The organism is Anabaena sp. CCY 9613, assembly GCF_963920895.1.
GTDB lineage: Bacteria > Cyanobacteriota > Cyanobacteriia > Cyanobacteriales > Nostocaceae > Cyanocohniella.
Map to the genome: position 1 here is coordinate 1 of NZ_CAWUDE010000022.1, position 19553 is coordinate 19553.

The window sequence follows — 19553 nt, forward strand, 5'->3', positions numbered from 1 at the left end:
CGTCACCGCCAAGTCTGCGACTGTGGCGGGAGTACCCTTGCGGAGGTTTAGATGGTATTCCTATTTCCGCCGTGCTTTACGAAAGGTTAGAGTAATTTCTAGCCCCTAGCCCCTATTCCCTAATCTTCCAGGGCGTAAATATGCTCCCTCAATCACTCCAGAAAGATCTACCCCTCACCGCTCTTGCGCCCATGCAGGATGTGACAAACCTCTGGTTTATGAAAGTCATTGCCCACTACGGCAGTCCTGACTACTTCTTCACCGAGTATTTCCGCGTCAATGATACCTCACGGCTCAATCGTAGCATTCTGGCAGCAATCACCGAAAACGACACGGGTCGCCCTGTTTTTGCTCAAATGATTGGCGAAAGCATTCCCCACTTAGTCAGAACAGCACAGGAACTGTGTAACTATAATATTGCTGGAGTTGACTTGAATATGGGCTGTCCAGCACCTAGAATCTATCGCAAAAATGTTGGGGGTGGATTGCTGCTCTCACCAGAAAAAGTGAATCGGATTTTGGGAGAACTGCGCCAGGCGGTGAATGATCGACCTTTGACTGTCAAGATGCGTGTAGGCTTTGAAAATACGGATAATTTTTACGAAATACTAGATATCATCAATCGCCATAGTATTGATTTGTTAAGTTTACATGGTCGCACGGTCAAAGATATGTACCACGGGGCAGTGAAGTATGATTTGATCGCCGAAGCGGTCAGACGGGTTCATTGTCCAGTGCTGGCCAATGGCAATATCCACTCGGCGAAAAATGCCCTGGAAGTGCTTGCTCAAACGGGTGCGGCGGGTGTGATGGTGGGACGATGGGCTATCGGGAATCCTTGGCTTTTTAATCAAATTCGGCAAGCTTTGCGCTGCGAGCCGATTACGCCTGTTCCTTTAGTAGAAGTACGCAACTATATTGAGCGTTTATGGCAGACCCCTACAGCCCCAAGTATGTCAGAGCGATCGCGCATAGGCTACCTCAAAAGGTTCCTCAACTATATTGCCCTGAGTGTTGACGCTGAAGGTGATTTCCTCCGGCTGATGCGACAGACGCAGACCGAGGTAGAACTGTTTAACCTTTGCGATCGCTTTCTCCTTGCTGATATGACAAAAACTTTAGCCCTAGTACCCTACTCAGGTATCTAACTGGTGACGCGACTTTTGAAGATTCCATCGATTAATCTTTATACTAGATGCATAGAGATGGTTTCTATGTCATCCTTAAAAATGAGAATTAATTCGGTGACAGTGTTTGTTTTTAGTATTCACAGGCTTCTCTCCGAAATTTAAATCTCTACACACTGATAATTTTGGAGAAAATCGATGTCAATTTATGTAGGCAACCTCTCTTACGAAGTTACTCAAGACACCTTGAGCGCTGTTTTTGCCGAATACGGCACTGTAAGACGTGTTCAACTACCTACTGACCGCGAAACCGGACAACTACGCGGTTTCGGATTTGTAGAAATGGGAACTGAAGCTGAAGAAGCAGCCGCCATTGAAGCTCTTGATGGTGCTGAATGGATGGGCCGTGACCTTAAAGTTAACAAAGCCAAGCCTAGAGAAGACAGAGGCCCTTCTGGTGGTAACCGGGGGGGATACGGTGGAGGCGGTGGACGTAACCGCTACTAAGCTTTGAACCTGAAATTTAAACAAAAAGTTGATCTTTTTTTGCACTTTAGTCAACTGGGCAGCTTACCATTATGAGCAATTAAGTAAGTCAAATTAGCAGGAGAGATAATGACCCAAATAGTAGTAGGCGACAATGAACACATTGAGTCAGCCTTACGCAGATTTAAGCGAGAGGTTTCTAAGGCGGGGATTTTTCAAGATATGAGGAAGCATCGTCACTTTGAAACGCCTATTGAAAAACGCAAGCGCAAAGAAATTGCCAAGCACAAGCAGAGTAAGAGACGGTTCCGCACTTAAGGAATAACATAGATATAAATGAATGCCCTTATAGAATTTATGAGGGCTTTCTTTATGGTTTTTGCAGCTTTTGATCGCCAATGCTATTTACCCTTCTTCCGTAGCCAAAGCATCCCCCATCACTTACCTAACAAAGCTTCAAATTCAGCTTGTAAAGAAGTGATATCTGCCACCCTAGCCACGAGTATATTGTCATGATTACCAGCATGATTTAAACGTGCTTTCCAGTAACCCACACTTTCGGCGTTGTTCATCCAAAACTGTACTACGGTATCTATTACTTGCTCGGTATTCCAACCCCATTTAACTGGTAATGGTTCCACGGTTTCTAATAAGGCATCTAGTGTACATTTATGAGTTCCTAGATATTCAACACCTAAATTCTCTGGTTGGTGTATGGTCTGCTGTTTCTGATTAAAAAATTGCCAAACTGGAGACACACCTACAATATCAAAGGTGTATTTCATATCAATCCTCCCCACAATTCATTAGTTGCCTGAAAAAGATATATTTTGGTAATAAATTCTGTTATCCAACGGACATAAAAACATCGATGAAAAGTAAATTTTTTTGCCTATGTCATCAAAAGCAGACTTTGAAATAAGTTAGCACTTATTGAGTTAGAGTGCTAAAGTGTATGCTATTATTTATTGTATTATGAAATAGTTTTGAGCAGATTTTAAGGTAAATATTATATTTTTAATAATTTTTTAATTTTTATGTTCTCAAATTGTAGCTCCTAATTAGCGGCTGCTTGGTTATGGGCGATCGCCTGAGGTTTTTTCTTTTTTCCATACATGAATGTACGGAGGGCAATCTCTCCCATCCCTCCTTTTTGGTCAAAATGGTGAATTTTTGTCGGTATTGGCAAACTGCTTGGCAGCACAAACAGAACATACCTGCCAGCGCTGGAGTTCGCCCGGGGGCGTAGGACATTGACATTGAGGGCAAAGAGGTAAATTATGCGATCGCACTTGCATTTTTTGCGCCCAAGATCCAAAGGCAGTATCGACATTTTGGATATGGGGATGCACATGACGCCGGGAGCTACTGAGACTACCCAGATAACTAGGATGATCCTGTGGTACAACTAATTTTTGTGCTGGCAATTCTGGAGGTAGTGCCCAACCAGCGGTAGAAAAGCGAATATCTAACAAAGGTTCGGGCAGTTTTTGATTTAACTTAACCATGAGTATCTGGCGACTAAAAGTCATGTTCTGCGCCCAAGCAGCGCTAGAAGTTGCCACCCATAAAACGTGACGTTGAATCGATAATGGTCGTGTATGAGCAGCTACCTTAGAGCCAACAACGTCTGCCCAACTCTGCAACAATTTCTGTAATGGTTGTTCTCGCCATTGAGCTTGCTGTTCTAGAACGCTTAAAATATCATTGACTGATTTTAATGCCATTTTACAAAAATAGAACTTTGTAATCTACCCTACGGATTAAACAATTTTCGCTAGTATTGGCTCAAATGTATATAAAGTTAATCCAGCAGTCTAGGTTTGAGGCAAACAGGTAATGAGTCAAAACCCCCTGATAGATTCTGGTACTTCATCATCTCCAGCATCTGGGTTGAAACCAGCATTAGCGGCAGCACTGGCGAGTTTAGAAGTGCCACTAGATCAAGAGTTAGCCCGATATCGTCGTACACGCATAGCACTGAGGATAGCGAATCAATACCGTGCAGGAAATTACATTAGTCAATCACAAGATTTGACAGACTCTACTGCTACAGAAGAGCAAAATTCCCCATCCGTAGGAGAAATTAATCCTCATACCCCGGATGGGTTTGTATTCAATGAAACTCCTCAAGAAAACCCAGTTCCCACTACGGCGAAAACAGAGGAAGTTGATCATCTCAACTTAGCCGTCAATACCGAATCCATTAATACACAAATTCCTCAATCCTCAGGCAATTCTGGGGGTAGTATTGTCCCTGCCATCGCCAAAACTAATTCCAGTGAAAATATTGCCCAAACCAACGATACGCCTTCACAGCCAGATGATTACTTGGAATCAAGCGAAGCACTACTGCGAAGCTTAACAGATGAACAACAGCAGCCGGCACAGAAGCCCAGTCATTCAAATGACAGCTTGCTATCACCTTTGGGTATTGGCTCGATGTTGCTGTTATTAGTGGCAAGTCTTACCCTGGGGTACATAGTATTTAATCCTAACTCTCAAGATTGGCCTCAGTTTAATTTTGGGAGATTATTTAACAGCGATTCATCTACTAATACAGACAGTACAGAAGCAGTGGGAAATAGCACTCAACCAGTGCAACCAGAACTCACTCCCATACCCAAGTATCCCAATTTAGCTGCTCAAGAATTTCCCGAAGTGAGAGAGCCGACGGATGTAGTTGGTTTACAACCCAAAGTCCAACCTACAATAACCCCACAACCAACCCCACAACCAGTAGTTCCGCCTGTGGTTGAGTCGTTGCCAGAATTACAGCCTGCACCTCCGGTAAATTTACCTGCAATTCCCACGGTACAACCCTCGCCTGAAACTACTCCAACTCCACCCACTAGCAATGCCGAACTCAAACCAGCAGCAGATGGGTTTTATCATATAGTGATGGATAATCAAGGCGATCGCGCTCTCACTGCTGCGAGGAAAGTGGTTCCTGATGCTTATTTATCACCGGGACAAACAGTGATTTATTTGGGTTCAGTTAAGACTCCAGAGGCGGCAAAACAAAGGGTGAAAGAGCTACAATCCCAAGGCATTAAAGCCAAAATTCAGCAGCCATGAGTGGCAAAAATCTACGATAGGATGAGGAAAACATCTACAAAATGCCCTGCCTGTTGACTGGCAATAAATAAATGGAGAGCCGATATGGGACTGATTCAACGTATCCTGCGGATAATTCGCGCTAATCTTAATAGTCTGATAGGCAGTGCAGAAGATCCAGAAAAGATTCTCGAACAAGCTGTCCTGGAAATGCAGGAAAACTTAGTGCGACTACGACAGGGGGTAGCACAGGCCATCGCCACCCAAAAACGCACCGAACGGCAGGCTGCGGCTGCCCAATCAACAGCAGAAGAATGGTATCGTCGCGCCCAACTGGCCCTGCAACAAGGTAATGAACCGTTAGCACGAGAAGCTTTGACCAAACGCAAAGCCTATCAGGAAACTGCTACAGCTCTTTATAATCAGATAGAGCAACAAAATGAAGTAGTCGCCAGGCTAAAAAAGGATATGCGATCGCTAGAGTTAAAAATCAGCGAAGCCAAAACCAAAAAAGATATGTACATTGCCCGGGCCCGTTCGGCTGAAGCTTCTTATCGACTCCAGGAAATGCTCGATAATTCTTCTGCCACTAGCAGTCTCGGTGCTTTTGAGCGCATGGAAGATAAAGTTTTACAAATCGAAGCACAATCAGAAGCTATCGCCCTACTAGGTACTGATGACCTGCAAAAACAATTTGACTCTCTCGAAGGGGCGACTGACATTGATACCGAACTAGCAGCCATGAAAGGGCGGATTCTACAGGACGGTAGCAACACTCAGCAACAGCAGTTACCCAAGAGTCCAGAGCCTTAAAAATTGGGCAATTACCAAATTTAGGAGATATCTTAAAAATTAATAGGTGTCGGCAGGTACCGAACCAAAGCGGAAAGATTACATTGAAAGAGGAAGTTATTAAATAGTAAAAAAGCGAACTTTCCCCCAAAGTGCGTCAAATCTAAAAGGAAAAACAAAGTTATGGGATTATTTGATCGTATTAAACGAGTAGTCGGTGCTAACCTCAACGACTTAGTTAATAAAGCTGAAGACCCCGAAAAAATGCTAGAACAAGCCATCCTGGAAATGCAGGAAGACTTGGTACAGTTGCGTCAGGGAGTAGCCCAGGCGATCGCCGCCCAAAAACGAACTGAGAAGCAGTATAATGATGCCCAAAATGAAATTAATAAGTGGCAACGCAATGCTCAATTGGCACTGCAAAAAGGCGATGAAAACCTAGCACGACAAGCCCTAGAACGCAAAAAAACATTTACTGATACCAGCGGCGCACTGAAAACTAGCCTCGATCAGCAATCCACTCAGGTAGAAACCCTCAAGCGCAACTTGATTCAGCTAGAAAGCAAGATTTCTGAGGCCAAAACCAAAAAAGAAATGCTCAAAGCGCGGATTACCACTGCCAAAGCCCAAGAGCAACTTGAAGGTATGGTGCGCGGAATGAATAGCAGCAGCGCTATGGCGGCTTTCGAGCGCATGGAAGAAAAAGTCATGATGCAAGAAGCTCGCGCCCAGTCAGCGGCAGAATTAGCAGGCGCAGATTTAGAAACCCAATTTGCTCAGTTGGAAAGTGGTAGCGACGTTGATGATGAATTAGCCGCATTAAAAGCCCAGATGCTACCGCCGGCGGCTGCGCCTAACCAACCCCAATTACCACCAGAACAACAAAGCAGCCCTGCACAATCGAATGAAGTGGTTGACTCTGAACTGGAATCCCTACGCAAGCAATTAGATCAATTGTAATTTTGGTAAAACATTTTTCCCAGCTAGTCCCACACCTGATGGTTGTGGGATTTTGTGTCACTAAGCAACAAAGAATGGGGTAATGCAGAGAAATTTCTGTTCTTGTCCCCATTCCCAACTCCCAACTCCCCACTCCCTTCTTCTAGTATTGGGTATTTCACGATAGAGTATTGTGTGTGCCAACTTTGATCGATGCCACCTAATGGAGACTGTCATGAGTAAGGGTGTAATCACCATAACAGATGGTGAGTTTGAAACCGAAGTATTGAAAGCCGAGCAGCCTGTACTAGTTTATTTTTGGGCTTCTTGGTGTGGCCCTTGTCAATTGATGTCGCCACTAATGAATCTTGTTGCTACTAAGTATAGCGATCGCCTGAAGGTCGTGAAAATGGAAGTAGATCCTAACCCTGTTTCAGTGAAACATTTCCAAGTAGAAGGTGTACCAGCCCTGAGGCTAGTTGAAGGAGAGAAGTTATTAATCTCCACCGAGGGAGCAATTGGCAAAGAAAAATTACTCAGCCTCTTAGATACGCACTTAAATAGTAATTAGTCCACAGCTAAAACTAACGACTAATGACTAATGACTAATGACCAATGACTAACATGCAGTTTGCGAAGCGTTTACAACCCCTGCAATTTAATGTATTTGCTGATATGGACAAAGCCAAAGCTGTGGCTTTATCAGCAGGAAGACAGTTAATCGATCTGTCACTAGGGTCTTCTGATTTACCAGCCCAGGGCCACGTCACCGCAGCCATCGCCCGGTCGCTAGATGACCCCAGCACCCACGGCTACTTATTGTTTCATGGTACTCAAGCGTTTCGCCAAGCAGCAGCTAACTGGTACGAACAAAAATTTGGCATCGCCGTCGATCCAGAAACTGAGGTGCTACCCCTGATTGGTTCCCAGGAAGGGACGGCTCATCTACCTTTAGCATTGCTCAACCCTGGGGATTTTGCTTTGTTGCTTGATCCTGGTTACCCCTCCCACGCTGGAGGTGTCTACTTGGCTAGTGGTCAAATTTACCCCATGCCATTATTGGTAGAAAATGATTTCTTACCAGTACTTGCTGACATTCCCCCAGATGTTTTAGCTCAATCGCGGATGATGGTATTGAGTTATCCCCACAATCCTACTGCCGCGATCGCTCCTTTATCTTTTTTCCAAGAAGCTGTGGCTTTTTGTCAGCAACATAATCTGGCTCTAGTTCACGATTTTCCCTATGCAGATTTGGTATTTGCAGCAAATAGCGAGTGGGGAAACAACCAGCCCAATTCCCCATCTTTAGTTCCTTCTATTCTGCAAGCTGATCCAGATAAAAGCGTTGCCATTGAATTTTTTACTCTTTCTAAGTCTTATAATATGGGCGGTTTCCGTATTGGCTACGCCATCGGTAATGCTCAATTAATTCAAGCTCTACGCCAAGTCAAAGCAGCAGTTGATTTTAACCAGTATCGGGGAATTTTAAACGGGGCGATCGCCGCCCTCACCGGCCCACAAACAGGAGTTATCGAAGCCGTTACCACTTTTCGTAAACGTCGTGATGCTTTTATTAACGCTTTGCACCGTATTGGTTGGCAAGTTCCCACCCCCAAAGCCACGATGTATATTTGGGCTAAGTTACCCTCACCGTGGCAGGAAAATTCTGTGGAGTTTTGTACTCAGCTAGTCAAGCAAACGGGTGTAGCGGCTTCTCCTGGCGCTGGCTTTGGCAAATCTGGAGAAGGATATGTTCGCTTTGCTTTAGTACATGAGCCACCTGTATTAGAAACTGCTGTAGCCAGAATCGCTGAATTTCTGGACTCATAGCTGAGAAATTTCCCATAATCGACTTGTGGCAAAAATGCGAATCAGCAAAAAACTACAGATAAACATCGATCAACTATCTGTGTTCATCTGTGGTTTAATTACCCAAACTTTAAATTATTTAAAAAAAATACTGATACCTTTTTCATATGTTTATTGATTTTTCATCTTATCCCTGTAAAATTACTGTGCTTCCCCACATGACTATGAGCTAATAAGTTAATCTCTCTAAATAAACAACTATATTTTGTCCATATATAAAAAATAGCCATAATAAATTGAAATTTTTGCTAATTTTTAGTTATTAAGGTAATAATAGACTAGTACCGCCAGACGGAAGTCAAAACTGGTCTAGAAAAGTTTGCCCAGAGGAAAATCCTTCTTGCAACTTTTGTCTTCGGCAAGCTGGCGCGGTAAGTGTAGCCATGCCCGTCAGGGATTTACGCTTTAGTGATACCTTCTCTCATGATTTTTCGTAAGTCCTGACCCTGAATGGTTTACCGAAGCGACAAAGAAAGCTGTAGGGTCTTGAGAATTGCCACCTCACTTGCTACAGGAAACTCTGATAAATGCGGCAAACCTGAGCGCAGATTGTCCGCTCCCCATAACTAGCTGTCATTGCTCTTTAGTATTACTATAGCCACAATTAATAAATAATTTGCTGAATATTTCTGTAAAATTTTCACTTATCAACGTTTCTTTGTGAGATGAAATGTTAACACACTTACTCACTATAAATCAACAATTACATTTGCTCCGATTAAAAAGACTTTTACTAATTGAAGATAATGATATTAACAGAATGTTGATGAGTGACTATTTGAGTTACTGTGGATATCATGTCCACAGTTTGTCAAATGGAACCAATATTTTTGCAAGTATAGAAAAATTCAAACCTCAATTAATATTATTAGATTTAAAATTACCCGATATTGATGGTTATTGTATTCTAGAAAAAATGCAGCACCAACCAGAGCTATCCAAGATACCTATTATTGTAGTTTCAGCATTTGCTTTTAAAGCTGATCAAGAACGAGCTATGGCTTTAGGTGCTAGTTATTATTTTGTCAAGCCTGTAAACCTCACTGCTTTAATTAGCAAAATAGAAGAAGAGTTAGCCTATCATCATCAAATATAAATATTGATAGTTTATTCATCAATTTCATTATTAATATAATCTTCAACCCTTTCATTCATGATTTGCACAGAATTACCAATGCTATCAAGCTTGCGTTGTAATTGCGCTATTAATAAAACTGCTGTTTGTAGTTCGTTAAGAGTTTCAGCCATAGCTTCACGGTAATTAGATTCAAAATCTTGGATATTCATTAGTTTTCTATTATGTTCGTCATCAGATAGAGAGTAATCCGCTGCGATTTTTAATAGCTTGCGTAAATAGGCAATAGGAAATCAAGCTATTTATGTTGTTAATATTAATGATAATCATAGAAATAAATTATTAAAACCGTTAATTCGCTTAATGTCTCAATTAAATTAATATTCAGGAAGATTGCTTATGCATCTCAAACTAGGAAAATTTTTATTCAATTAAATAATCGAGATATAGAGCTAGTTTGAGTAACCTAAAAAAATATGGTTTAAAGTTAGTGTATGGAAATTTTCTGGAAAATCAAAAAATATAAATATTATTCACGACAAATTTCTGGAAAATTTGTAAAAATCCCCAAAAATTAGCTATTTTTTTATGAACTAAATTCAATATATGTAAGTAAGTTAACAAAAACTATTCCCGCGAATAATAGTAGTCAAGTAATGTATCATCTGAGGCTTCAGGTGATTGAGACTTCATCTGGATTTGATCAATTACCTGGGCCATCAACACAAAAGGTTTATTTTTCTTAAAATAAGAATAGGTAAATTTGTCAAATTACCTAAATTAAATTGTGACAATATCTACATCTACTCCAATACTACCACTGCTTAAAGACGCAGAACGTCTGTCCAGCCGTCTAGCGGAAATTCCGTCGGAACCGGGAGTTTATTTCATGCGGGATGGGAGCGATCGCATTATATATATAGGCAAGTCACGGAAACTGCGATCGCGTGTGCGTTCATATTTTCGGGACGGCTACAATAAAAGCGAACGTATAGCCACAATGGCCAAGCAGGTGACAGATATTGAATTTATCGTCACCGATACGGAAGCTGAAGCTTTAGCCTTGGAAGCCAACTTAATCAAGCAGCATCAGCCTTACTTTAATGTGCTGCTCAAAGATGATAAAAAATATCCCTACGTTTGTATCACTTGGTCAGAAGACTATCCCCGCATTTTCATTACCCGCAAACGTCAACTCGGTAAAGAAAAAGATAAATTTTACGGGCCGTACACTGATGCAGGTTTATTGCGAGAAATATTACGTATATCTAAACGCATCTTTAGCTTGCGACAACGACCCCAACCTTTGTTTAAAGACCGTCCTTGTTTGAATTATGACATGGGGCGCTGTCCTGGTGTCTGTCAACAGTTGATTTCACCAGCAGAATACCGCAAAACAGTGCAAAAGGTGGCGATGGTATTTCAAGGTCGTAGTCAAGAACTGATTGATATTCTCACAGAACAGATGCAAACCGCAGCCGAGGCGTTGAATTTTGAATCGGCGGCGCGGATTCGTGATCAAATTGCTGGATTAAATTCCCTGACTGCTAATCAAAAAGTTTCCTTACCAGACGATACAGTGTCACGGGATGCTTTAGCACTAGCAGCCGATGAACAACGGGCTTGTATTCAATTATTCCAAATTCGGGCTGGTCAACTGGTAGGACGCTTGGCCTTTATTGCAGATACTCAAGCCGAACCAGGTGCTATTTTACAACGAGTTTTAGAGGAACATTATCAAACTGCTGATGCAGTGGAAATTCCCACAGAAATTTTGGTACAGCATGAGTTACCAGATAGCGAAATTTTGGCAGATGTTTTAACTCAGCGCAAGGGTAAAAAAGTCACAATTTTGCATCCACAACGCCAAACCAAGGCAGAATTAATTGAGATGGTAGAACGCAATGCTGAGTATGAATTGCAAAGAACGCAAAAATTAAGCGATCGCAATCATCAAGCAATGCAAGATTTGGCGACTATTCTCGATTTACCCGACTTACCCCACCGCATTGAAGGTTACGATATTTCTCACATTCAAGGGTCAAATGCTGTGGCTTCCCAAGTTGTGTTTATCGATGGGTTACCAGGAAAGCAACATTATCGCCACTACAAAATTAAAAATCCCCATGTGACAGCAGGACATTCCGATGACTTCGCTAGTTTGGCTGAAGTTATCCAAAGACGGTTTCGCAAGTATGGCGAAGATCCACAATTACCGAGAGTTGGTAATCCTGACTGGCCTGATTTAATTATGATTGATGGCGGTAAAGGTCAGTTATCATCGGTTGTCGCCGTTTTACAAGAAATGAATTTATTAGAAGACTTGCGAGTTGTCAGTTTAGCGAAGCGACAAGAAGAGATTTTTTTACCGGGAGAATCTCAACCTTTGGAAACCGATGCAGAACAACCAGGAGTTCAGTTATTGCGGCGGTTACGAGATGAAGCCCATCGCTTTGCTGTGAGTTTCCATCGTCAGCAACGTAGTGATAAATTGAAGCGATCGCGTTTAGATGAAATTCCCGGTTTAGGACATCATCGCCAAAAGCAACTGTTAGGACATTTTCGCTCAGTTGATTACATTCGGCAAGCCACACCTACACAGTTAGCCGAGGTTTCCGGAATTGGGCCGACATTAGCTCAAGAAATTTATGATTATTTTCACCCATCCTGAATAGCACCGAAAATTGAGGATGTTGCGTTGCGCTTGGCGACAACACACCCTACAAAAAGCTAATGAGAGGGGATACCTTAACGCAAATCAACGGCGGGGTGAGGTCAAAAGCCAGATTTTGCTGTTATTTAATTCATATTTTTAATAAACTTACTCATTTGGCATACGTCCTGAGTTTTATCCAATTTATTGCCATATTTCTTAAACTTTAATTTCATCAATATCATCAACAAACATTAACTAAATCTTAAGATAGATATTTTGTTACTAAGGATACAGTATTTTCGGTGGTTTAATTTTTGAATACAATAACAGATGTTTTTCACTTGCTATAAATCACCAAAAAATTAGGTGATCTCAAGGTATTATTCATAGGGATCACTAAATTTCTAAAAGATACATAATGAAAAAATGATTTTATATATCCAAAGTGGGATGGAAACATTACACAAATATGAAGATAATGAGGGATAACATATAAAAATCATCAAATCTAAATTTTTGTTTAAAATCATCGGACAATATCAAGACTCTTTGTTAACTTAAGCCAAATTAAAATCTTTGTTGATTTAATTCGCCATTTTGTCAAATTAGAAAACATCACAACCAGGGGTTTGGAAATGCATATATTACAAAAAATTCACTGTCCAAATTGTGGCAGTGAAGCAGAACGTCATTATATTTCTGATAGTCAAATAACCCGGACACAATGTCCAAGTTGCGATTATTTAATGATCACTTGCACTCGTACAGGCAGAGTCATTGAGGCTTACGCCCCAGGAATTCAAGCATATGTCAAAAAGCAAGTGAGCGTAAGTGCTGAATCTTAATGACTAGCGCGGAGTTGTCCACAAGCAGCATCAGCTTCTAAACCGCGGGAGTAGCGGACACTAACAGCTATTTGTTTTTGTTTGAGGACATTTACAAAAGCTTGAATGCGATCGCTACTAGGGCGTTGATAATCTACTTCATCGATGGGATTGTAGGGAATTAGATTCACATGACTTTGAAACCCGCGCAGACATTTTGCCAATTGCACAGCGTGTTGTGGTAAGTCGTTGAACCCAGCCAGCAGGACATATTCAAAAGAGATGCGGCGTCTAGTTATTTCCACATATTCCCGACATTCATCTAGCAAATCTTCTAGAGGATAGGGGCGAGCGCTGGGAATAAGCTGTTCACGTAGTGCTTGATTAGGTGCGTGGAGACTCACCGCCAGAGTGACTTGTAAATTGTGTTTGGCAAACTGACGGATGCGATCGCGTATCCCGACTGTAGAAACAGTCAGCGATCGCTGTCCAATTCCTACATCTTGATTTAAGGATTTCAAAGCTGCTAACACATTCTCTGTATTCAATAACGGTTCACCCATGCCCATAAATACCACATGGCTTACACGTTGCTGAAAATCCTCTTGGACAGTCAATACTTGATCAACAATTTCATGTCTGCCTAAATTGCGGATATATCCACCTTTACCAGTAGCACAAAAATCACACGCCATTGGACAACCCACCTGAGTTGACACACAAACTGTCAGACGTTTTGCGGTAGGAATACCGACAGTTTCAATGATTTGCCCATCAGCGAGTTTCAAAAGATATTTTACCGTACCATCAGGGGCAACAGCGCGGTGATGGATGGTGGAACGACCAATAGGTATTTCTGCAACTTGCGCCCGCCATTGTTTAGAAAATACAGAAATATCAGCAAGCGATCGCACGCCCTTGTGATAAATCCACTCATGCAGTTGCTTACCTCTATAAGCTGGTTGTCCCTGCTGCTGTACCCAAGCAGTTAACTCAGTCACCGAAGCACCGAGTAAAGGAGGAATTAATTGGAGTTTCTCAGCACTGGGTGAGTCAACTGGAGGAGTAAAAGGCGTAGCAGACATAAAAAATTTAGTGTTGATCTTAGATCTCTATGCTACAACTTTTACTATCAATGATTCTGGGGTTGAGAAATCCGCGCCTCGATATCTTCCAACGTTTGTAACAATAAACGCTTGGCCTGTAATTGCCAACCCCACTTCTGAATTCTAAAAGCCGCCACAGTCCCCACCACACCTACCAATAAAACCACAGGTTGATTCAGAGAAATCCCAAATAATAAACCCAATCCCGCAATTCCCCAAAATGGTAAAGCCGCTGCTTGTCTTTGTTCTTCTACAATAGTAGTAAATATACTATGCTTCATAGTAGCTAATAGCTCGTCCTTAACTTGCCTTTGTTCTACTGCTGATACCGATAAACCAATTTTACGGCGCAACTTCTCAATTTTTCGGGCATCAGTACTGTATTGGGTGAGTTCATCTTCTGCCATTTTTAAGAGTCTTTCTAGTTGCGCCATTTTGGTTGTGATTTCGGGATTTTAGTACAGCTTTGATTTCAAAGAAAGTTAAATTTTCCTAACTATAGTGTTGCATTTAATAGCACAATCCCCAAACCCAAACCTAAAATTGGACATGGGGACAATACCCAGCAATGCAAACTTTCAACCAGAGCATATACTTGAGAGGTAATACAGATGGTTACAGTATCTCAAAACACCGTGGCTCAATCTACCAAAGAGCGATCGCTAATTCTCTGGTTTGATGAAGTTGGGATTACTGATATCCCTTTAGTGGGTGGAAAGAATGCCTCATTAGGGGAAATGATTCAACAATTGACACCCCAAGGCGTGAACGTCCCCACAGGATTTGCCACAACTGCTTATGCTTATCGCTATTTTATCCAATCAGCCGGCTTAGAAGCCAAGTTACGTACACTGTTTGCTGATTTGGATGTCGAGGATGTGAAAAATCTTAAATTGCGGGGAAAAAAAGCGCGATCGCTACTGATGCACACACCATTTCCAGGAGAATTGCGTCAGGCGATCGCCACAGCTTATCAAAAACTCTGTGAAACATACAACACAGATACAGATGTAGCCGTCCGTTCCAGCGCCACCGCCGAAGACCTCCCCGATGCTAGTTTTGCTGGACAGCAAGAAAGTTATTTGAACGTTGTCGGTGTCCAAGAGGTTTTAGCAGCTTGTCATAAATGCTTTGCATCTATATTTACCGACCGTGCCATATCCTATCGCCACACCAAAGGATTTGACCACTTTAGCATTGCCCTCGCCGTCGGTGTGCAAAAAATGGTGCGTTCAGATTTAGCTACTTCTGGAGTCATGTTTTCCATTGACACAGAAACCGGTTTTAAAGATGCTGCACTCATTACCGCCGCCTATGGTTTAGGCGAAAACGTTGTTCAAGGAACCGTCAACCCAGATGAATACTATGTTTTTAAACCAACCTTAAAAGCAGGTTTCCGCCCCATTATCGATAAAAAACTGGGCAGTAAAGAACTGAAAATGATCTATGATGACGGTTCTAAATTTACCAAAAACATCACCGTATCAAGCGCCGAACAAGGTAAATTTGCCCTGAGTGATGCAGAAATCTTACAACTAGCACATTGGGCTTGTTTAATAGAAGACCATTATTCCCAAACCCACGGTAATTACTCCCCAATGGATATCGAGTGGGCTAAAGATGGTATTACCAATCAACTATTTATTGTCCAAGCCCGTCCCGAAACCGTGCAATCGCAGAAACAGGGAAACATATTGCGGAGTTATCACTTGGTATTCGGGAATCAGGAATGGGGAATAGGTAATGGGGAAAAATCTTCCTCATCCTCTTTATCGCCTCATCCCTTAGTCACTGGTCGCGCTATCGGGGAAGCAATTAGTCAAGGTAAGGTCAACCTGATTTTAGATGTGAATAAAATCGACCAATTCCAACCTGGGGACGTGTTGGTAACCGAAAGAACTGACCCCGACTGGGAACCAATTATGAAACGCGCTAGTGCGATTGTCACCAATGCTGGTGGACGTACCTGTCATGCAGCGATTATTGCCAGAGAATTGGGAGTACCGGCAATTGTCGGCTGCGGTAATGCTACGGAAATTTTAAAAAGTGGGCAAGAGGTGACGATTTCTTGCGCCGAGGGAGATGAAGGTAAGGTTTATCAGGGCTTATTACCATTTGAAGTTAAAGAAGTTGCCCTAGAGAACTTACCCCGTACCCATACTCAGATTCTCATGAATGTAGGTAATCCCCAAGAAGCCTTGAGTTTATCTGCAATTCCCAACGATGGCGTAGGTTTAGCGCGGACAGAGTTTATTATTGCTAACCAAATCCAAGTTCATCCAATGGCGTTGATTCACTATGAAAAGTTAACAGATGAATTTGTTAAAACCAAAATTAATCAAGTCACTGCGCTTTATGATCACAAACCCCAGTATTTTGTCGATAAATTAGCCCAAGGTATAGGAAAAATCGCGGCGGCTTTTTATCCTAAACCAGTTATTGTGCGAATGTCAGATTTCAAAAGTAATGAATATGCCAATCTGTTAGGTGGTCAACAATTTGAACCCAAAGAAGAAAACCCCATGCTGGGTTGGCGCGGGGCCGCACGTTATTATGATCCAGGTTACAGAGAAGCTTTTGCGTTAGAATGTCAGTCCATCAAACGAGTCCGCGACGACATGGGTTTGACTAATGTTATTCCGATGATTCCCTTTTGTCGCACTCCCGAAGAAGGACGTTTGGTGTTAGCAGAAATGGCAAAAAATGATTTAAAACAAGGCGTGAACGGCTTGCAAGTTTATGTGATGTGTGAGTTGCCCAGTAATGTGATGATGGCTGAAGAATTTGCTGGTGTATTTGATGGCTTCTCCATTGGTTCTAATGATTTAACGCAATTAACCCTGGGACTGGATAGAGATTCGGCATTAGTGGCACATTTGTTTGATGAACGCACCCCAGCCGTGAAGCGCATGGTGCAAATGGCTATTGAAGCTGCGAAAAAGCATAATCGCAAAATTGGTATTTGTGGGCAAGCACCCAGTGATTACCCAGAATTTACCCAATTTTTAGTAGAACAGGGAATTGATTCTATTAGTCTGAATCCAGATTCGGTTTTAAAGACAATGTTGGAAGTGGCAAAAGTCGAACAAAATAATGTAAGTAATTAAGGGTTAGTAGTCAAGGTTTGAGGCTTATATGAAGGACTGAAGTCCTGACTACGAACAATTCAGCTTTCTTTAGGTGAACAACAGCGCTTGGCTTTTGCACGATTGCTGTTGAATACACCGTCAATTTGAATGCTTTTAGCTAATTTTCTGGTGGGCGATCGCTTCCCTCGTTACCTTGAAGGAGCGATCGCTATCTACAGATTTATTAAACACAAATTTAGTTAACTATTAATCATAATCTAAAATCGGTCAGCTAAAGTAGTCTACTGCGATACTATTTTTATATGTAAACCACGTCACATCAGCTTATGGAGCCAGACTCTTTACCAACCGAGGTGATTCTGACGCATCCTAGTCAGTCCCTTGGTAGAGTCCAACTCGATTGGACTCCCCAGCCGGGAAACTACGTCGATTTTGAAGGTAAAACTTATGCAGTTTTAGAACGCCGCCATAGATATCAATTGAAATCAGGGCGTTACCACTTGCATAATATTGCCCTTTACGTGCAATCTGCTCAAAGACCAGCAGAAAAAACTTTAGTCAAGGGACGTTGGGTTATTGGTGATGCTACCTGTAGCTACAATGCTCATTCGGAAATTATGCGTTGTGCCGTCAACCCAAATGGCCCTTGTGATTCTTGTCGTTTTTATGAAAAAATCAAGAGTAAAAGTTAGGATTTAGCCACCTAATATTTCTTATACTCCATTACCTAAAACTTCTCCCACAGTTAAGCGATTACCATTGACAAAATCCCATCCCGACTGAGGACGTTTGCCAGCTAGTTGCACCTCTGTTAAAAGTAACAAACCCTCACCAGTCTGGGCGATCGCTCCCATCCCCTTGGCTATGCTGACCACTTCTCCTGGGCTACCTGATATGGTCGATAAATCAGGCAATTTTTGGGATATTTCTGTTAATTCAGGCGTTAGCTCATAATCGTAAGCATCACCAAGGGGCAGGGATGCTGTAATTTTCAGCGTTTGGTTACGAAAAGTAGCCACGCAGTTTGGGTAAAAACCTCTGATTTGATTATGTAATTGAATAGCACTCTTTGACCAATCCAAACCATAATCTTGCTTTTTAATTAAAGGTGCATAAGTCGCTGCGGAATTATCTTGACTCACTGGTGTAATTTCCTGGCGTTCCAGCTGCAATAAAGTTTCTACTAATAAATCTCCACCAATCACAGACAGTCTTTGAGCTAAATCTGGGGCATTATCTAGCAATCCAATGGGTGTAGTTGCTTTTAAAAGCATCGCGCCGGTATCCATTCCCGCATCCATTAACATTGTGGTGATCCCCGTTTCCTTTTCCCCGTTATACAAACACCACTGAATCGGTGCTGCACCTCGATATTGGGGCAAAATCGAGCCATGTACATTAATGCAACCCAACTTTGGCATATCCAAGATTTCTGAAGACAAAATCTGTCCGTAGGCCACAACAACAAACGCATCTGCACCTGATTGCTGAAGTAGAGCGAGAGTTTCCGCATCCTTTTTAATTCGTTGGGGTTGCCATACAGGTAAATTATGTGTAAGTGCTACATTTTTCACTGCTGAAGGAATAAGTTTATTACCTCGTTCCCGGCGTTTATCAGGTTGAGTGACAATTGCCAAAACCTCAAACTCTGGTCGATTCAGTAATTTTTCTAGAGTAGGAACGGCAAATTGAGGAGTACCAAAAAATACTATTTTCATTAGATTTCAATCAATAGTTACTAGAGGCTAAGTAAAACAGCAGGTTTGTGGATATCGTTAAAACATTTTTAAGTAACATTACTAAGGAATTACCTACAAAGAAACCCTTCAACCCCCTCATCCCCAACCATTTACCGAAAAACGAGCATAATTTCCATCAAATAGTGCCAAACGAAATTTTTTGGTGTTAAGGTGGTGTGATATTGGCGAAACCCAGGGAGAGTTGATAGACTTAATAATAAGTTGACCAGCTAATAAGCTGATATAAAATTCACTAAGTGCTAGCTAAACTATGTGGTGATGTTTCACGACCAGCCACTTTAGTTCAGCATCATCAGTCAGCTTTTTTGTTCATTATTTACCCAGTACTCGGTCATTAAGTGTAGTTGCGTTAATCAACCTAGATTGCGATCCCGCAATTTTCCCAGTTGAAATAGCAATTTCTACCTGAGGATGGATGCTAACGGCTTTTTTTAGTATTATAAGTTGTGCGTCAGCTTGCTCAACTTTTAAAATAACGCCTCACTTGCACCGTTATCAGGTTTTGTACTGTTGTAGCAGGAATAACCACCTGGAGCTTAATGCTATTCGCAATAGTTCAGCTATTCTGCTCTACCTCTGTACTGCCAATATCTTTAGCCCAAATGATAGGTTGAATAATCTATCACTATTACCAATTGTCTGCTTTAGTCAGGTAATAGTATTAGCGGCAACAGTCTATTATTTATGCACTAATTTTTTAATTAGTCTGCATATCTTTGTATTGGCAAATTTTCCTCAAAAGCCAATAAGTTACAAATAATCAGGTGTGAATT

At 41.8% G+C, this 19553-nt stretch carries 19 protein-coding genes; 13 read left to right on the forward strand and 6 right to left on the reverse strand.

Annotation, left to right across the window (positions count from 1 at the left end):
• Positions 1-140: 140 nt before the first annotated feature.
• The 3 genes from ACM0OT_RS20760 (at position 141) to rpsU (ending at position 1931) form a co-directional block, all read left to right on the forward strand.
• Positions 141-1148, forward strand: coding sequence for a tRNA-dihydrouridine synthase family protein (locus ACM0OT_RS20760; protein WP_414566296.1), 1008 nt, complete (start codon positions 141-143; stop codon positions 1146-1148).
• Between the two features lie 177 nt (positions 1149-1325).
• Entirely contained in the window at positions 1326-1634 is a 309-nt protein-coding gene (locus ACM0OT_RS20765) for an RNA recognition motif domain-containing protein (protein ID WP_414566297.1), read from the forward strand.
• Between the two features lie 108 nt (positions 1635-1742).
• Entirely contained in the window at positions 1743-1931 is a 189-nt protein-coding gene (gene rpsU, locus ACM0OT_RS20770; RefSeq protein ID WP_414544071.1) for a 30S ribosomal protein S21, read from the forward strand.
• Between the two features lie 119 nt (positions 1932-2050).
• Here rpsU and ACM0OT_RS20775 read toward each other — a convergent pair whose 3' ends face one another.
• Together ACM0OT_RS20775 and ACM0OT_RS20780 are read right to left on the reverse strand one after the other, a co-directional pair.
• Positions 2051-2398 (reverse strand): hypothetical protein, encoded by a 348-nt coding sequence (locus ACM0OT_RS20775; protein ID WP_414566298.1) that lies wholly within the window; start codon positions 2396-2398, stop codon positions 2051-2053.
• Between the two features lie 372 nt (positions 2399-2770).
• Positions 2771-3340: a DUF721 domain-containing protein gene (locus tag ACM0OT_RS20780; protein WP_414566299.1), complete on the reverse strand. Its 570-nt coding sequence runs from the start codon at positions 3338-3340 to the stop codon at positions 2771-2773.
• Positions 3341-3452: 112 nt separating this feature from the next.
• Between ACM0OT_RS20780 and ACM0OT_RS20785 the strand changes: the two genes are divergently transcribed.
• The 6 genes from ACM0OT_RS20785 (at position 3453) to ACM0OT_RS20810 (ending at position 9366) form a co-directional block, all read left to right on the forward strand.
• Positions 3453-4691: a hypothetical protein gene (locus ACM0OT_RS20785; protein ID WP_414566300.1), complete on the forward strand. Its 1239-nt coding sequence runs from the start codon at positions 3453-3455 to the stop codon at positions 4689-4691.
• 84 nt (positions 4692-4775) lie between these two features.
• Complete coding sequence (locus tag ACM0OT_RS20790; RefSeq protein WP_414566301.1) at positions 4776-5483, forward strand: PspA/IM30 family protein; 708 nt, start codon at positions 4776-4778, stop codon at positions 5481-5483.
• Between the two features lie 162 nt (positions 5484-5645).
• Complete coding sequence (locus ACM0OT_RS20795; protein ID WP_414566302.1) at positions 5646-6422, forward strand: PspA/IM30 family protein; 777 nt, start codon at positions 5646-5648, stop codon at positions 6420-6422.
• 214 nt (positions 6423-6636) lie between these two features.
• Positions 6637-6972 carry a thioredoxin family protein gene (locus ACM0OT_RS20800; protein WP_414544077.1) on the forward strand — a complete coding sequence of 112 codons (336 nt, stop codon included), beginning with the start codon at positions 6637-6639 and terminating at the stop codon, positions 6970-6972.
• A gap of 53 nt (positions 6973-7025) precedes the next feature.
• Positions 7026-8231 (forward strand): LL-diaminopimelate aminotransferase, encoded by a 1206-nt coding sequence (locus tag ACM0OT_RS20805; protein WP_414566355.1) that lies wholly within the window; start codon positions 7026-7028, stop codon positions 8229-8231.
• A 709-nt stretch (positions 8232-8940) separates the two neighbouring features.
• Positions 8941-9366: a response regulator gene (locus tag ACM0OT_RS20810; protein ID WP_414566303.1), complete on the forward strand. Its 426-nt coding sequence runs from the start codon at positions 8941-8943 to the stop codon at positions 9364-9366.
• A gap of 11 nt (positions 9367-9377) precedes the next feature.
• Here the strand turns inward: ACM0OT_RS20810 and ACM0OT_RS20815 are convergent, their stop codons facing one another.
• Positions 9378-9557, reverse strand: a complete 180-nt coding sequence (locus ACM0OT_RS20815; protein WP_414566304.1) for a hypothetical protein — start codon at positions 9555-9557, stop codon at positions 9378-9380.
• 581 nt (positions 9558-10138) lie between these two features.
• Here ACM0OT_RS20815 and uvrC point away from each other — a divergent pair.
• Positions 10139-12016 (forward strand): excinuclease ABC subunit UvrC, encoded by a 1878-nt coding sequence (uvrC, locus tag ACM0OT_RS20820; RefSeq protein ID WP_414566356.1) that lies wholly within the window; start codon positions 10139-10141, stop codon positions 12014-12016.
• Positions 12017-12636: 620 nt separating this feature from the next.
• Complete coding sequence (locus ACM0OT_RS20825; RefSeq protein WP_414566305.1) at positions 12637-12846, forward strand: replication restart DNA helicase PriA; 210 nt, start codon at positions 12637-12639, stop codon at positions 12844-12846.
• Here ACM0OT_RS20825 and rlmN read toward each other — a convergent pair.
• Both rlmN and ACM0OT_RS20835 read right to left on the reverse strand, forming a co-directional pair.
• Positions 12843-13910 carry a 23S rRNA (adenine(2503)-C(2))-methyltransferase RlmN gene (rlmN, locus tag ACM0OT_RS20830; protein ID WP_414566306.1) on the reverse strand — a complete coding sequence of 356 codons (1068 nt, stop codon included), beginning with the start codon at positions 13908-13910 and terminating at the stop codon, positions 12843-12845. The genes ACM0OT_RS20825 and rlmN overlap by 4 nt on opposite strands.
• A 47-nt stretch (positions 13911-13957) precedes the next feature.
• Entirely contained in the window at positions 13958-14365 is a 408-nt protein-coding gene (locus tag ACM0OT_RS20835) for a hypothetical protein (RefSeq protein WP_414566307.1), read from the reverse strand.
• Positions 14366-14542: 177 nt separating this feature from the next.
• Between ACM0OT_RS20835 and ppsA the strand changes: the two genes are divergently transcribed.
• Together ppsA and ACM0OT_RS20845 are read left to right on the forward strand one after the other, a co-directional pair.
• Positions 14543-17038, forward strand: coding sequence for a phosphoenolpyruvate synthase (gene ppsA / locus ACM0OT_RS20840; RefSeq protein ID WP_414566308.1), 2496 nt, complete (start codon positions 14543-14545; stop codon positions 17036-17038).
• Positions 17039-17346: 308 nt separating this feature from the next.
• Entirely contained in the window at positions 17347-17712 is a 366-nt protein-coding gene (locus ACM0OT_RS20845; protein WP_414566309.1) for a DUF6464 family protein, read from the forward strand.
• A 21-nt stretch (positions 17713-17733) separates the two neighbouring features.
• Here the strand turns inward: ACM0OT_RS20845 and fmt are convergent, their stop codons facing one another.
• Entirely contained in the window at positions 17734-18738 is a 1005-nt protein-coding gene (gene fmt / locus ACM0OT_RS20850) for a methionyl-tRNA formyltransferase (protein WP_414566310.1), read from the reverse strand.
• Positions 18739-19553 lie beyond the last annotated feature (815 nt).

What these genes read in the sequence shown, in the direction of transcription:
- ACM0OT_RS20760 (WP_414566296.1), top strand. Translation starts at nt 141, where the DNA reads ATGCTCCCTCAATCACTCCAGAAAGATCTACCCCTCACCGCTCTTGCG.
- ACM0OT_RS20765 (WP_414566297.1), top strand. Translation starts at nt 1,326, where the DNA reads ATGTCAATTTATGTAGGCAACCTCTCTTACGAAGTTACTCAAGACACC.
- rpsU (WP_414544071.1), top strand. Translation starts at nt 1,743, where the DNA reads ATGACCCAAATAGTAGTAGGCGACAATGAACACATTGAGTCAGCCTTA.
- ACM0OT_RS20775 (WP_414566298.1), bottom strand. Translation starts at nt 2,398, where the DNA reads ATGAAATACACCTTTGATATTGTAGGTGTGTCTCCAGTTTGGCAATTT.
- ACM0OT_RS20780 (WP_414566299.1), bottom strand. Translation starts at nt 3,340, where the DNA reads ATGGCATTAAAATCAGTCAATGATATTTTAAGCGTTCTAGAACAGCAA.
- ACM0OT_RS20785 (WP_414566300.1), top strand. Translation starts at nt 3,453, where the DNA reads ATGAGTCAAAACCCCCTGATAGATTCTGGTACTTCATCATCTCCAGCA.
- ACM0OT_RS20790 (WP_414566301.1), top strand. Translation starts at nt 4,776, where the DNA reads ATGGGACTGATTCAACGTATCCTGCGGATAATTCGCGCTAATCTTAAT.
- ACM0OT_RS20795 (WP_414566302.1), top strand. Translation starts at nt 5,646, where the DNA reads ATGGGATTATTTGATCGTATTAAACGAGTAGTCGGTGCTAACCTCAAC.
- ACM0OT_RS20800 (WP_414544077.1), top strand. Translation starts at nt 6,637, where the DNA reads ATGAGTAAGGGTGTAATCACCATAACAGATGGTGAGTTTGAAACCGAA.
- ACM0OT_RS20805 (WP_414566355.1), top strand. Translation starts at nt 7,026, where the DNA reads ATGCAGTTTGCGAAGCGTTTACAACCCCTGCAATTTAATGTATTTGCT.
- ACM0OT_RS20810 (WP_414566303.1), top strand. Translation starts at nt 8,941, where the DNA reads ATGTTAACACACTTACTCACTATAAATCAACAATTACATTTGCTCCGA.
- ACM0OT_RS20815 (WP_414566304.1), bottom strand. Translation starts at nt 9,557, where the DNA reads ATGAATATCCAAGATTTTGAATCTAATTACCGTGAAGCTATGGCTGAA.
- ACM0OT_RS20825 (WP_414566305.1), top strand. Translation starts at nt 12,637, where the DNA reads ATGCATATATTACAAAAAATTCACTGTCCAAATTGTGGCAGTGAAGCA.
- rlmN (WP_414566306.1), bottom strand. Translation starts at nt 13,910, where the DNA reads ATGTCTGCTACGCCTTTTACTCCTCCAGTTGACTCACCCAGTGCTGAG.
- ACM0OT_RS20835 (WP_414566307.1), bottom strand. Translation starts at nt 14,365, where the DNA reads ATGGCGCAACTAGAAAGACTCTTAAAAATGGCAGAAGATGAACTCACC.
- ppsA (WP_414566308.1), top strand. Translation starts at nt 14,543, where the DNA reads ATGGTTACAGTATCTCAAAACACCGTGGCTCAATCTACCAAAGAGCGA.
- ACM0OT_RS20845 (WP_414566309.1), top strand. Translation starts at nt 17,347, where the DNA reads ATGGAGCCAGACTCTTTACCAACCGAGGTGATTCTGACGCATCCTAGT.
- fmt (WP_414566310.1), bottom strand. Translation starts at nt 18,738, where the DNA reads ATGAAAATAGTATTTTTTGGTACTCCTCAATTTGCCGTTCCTACTCTA.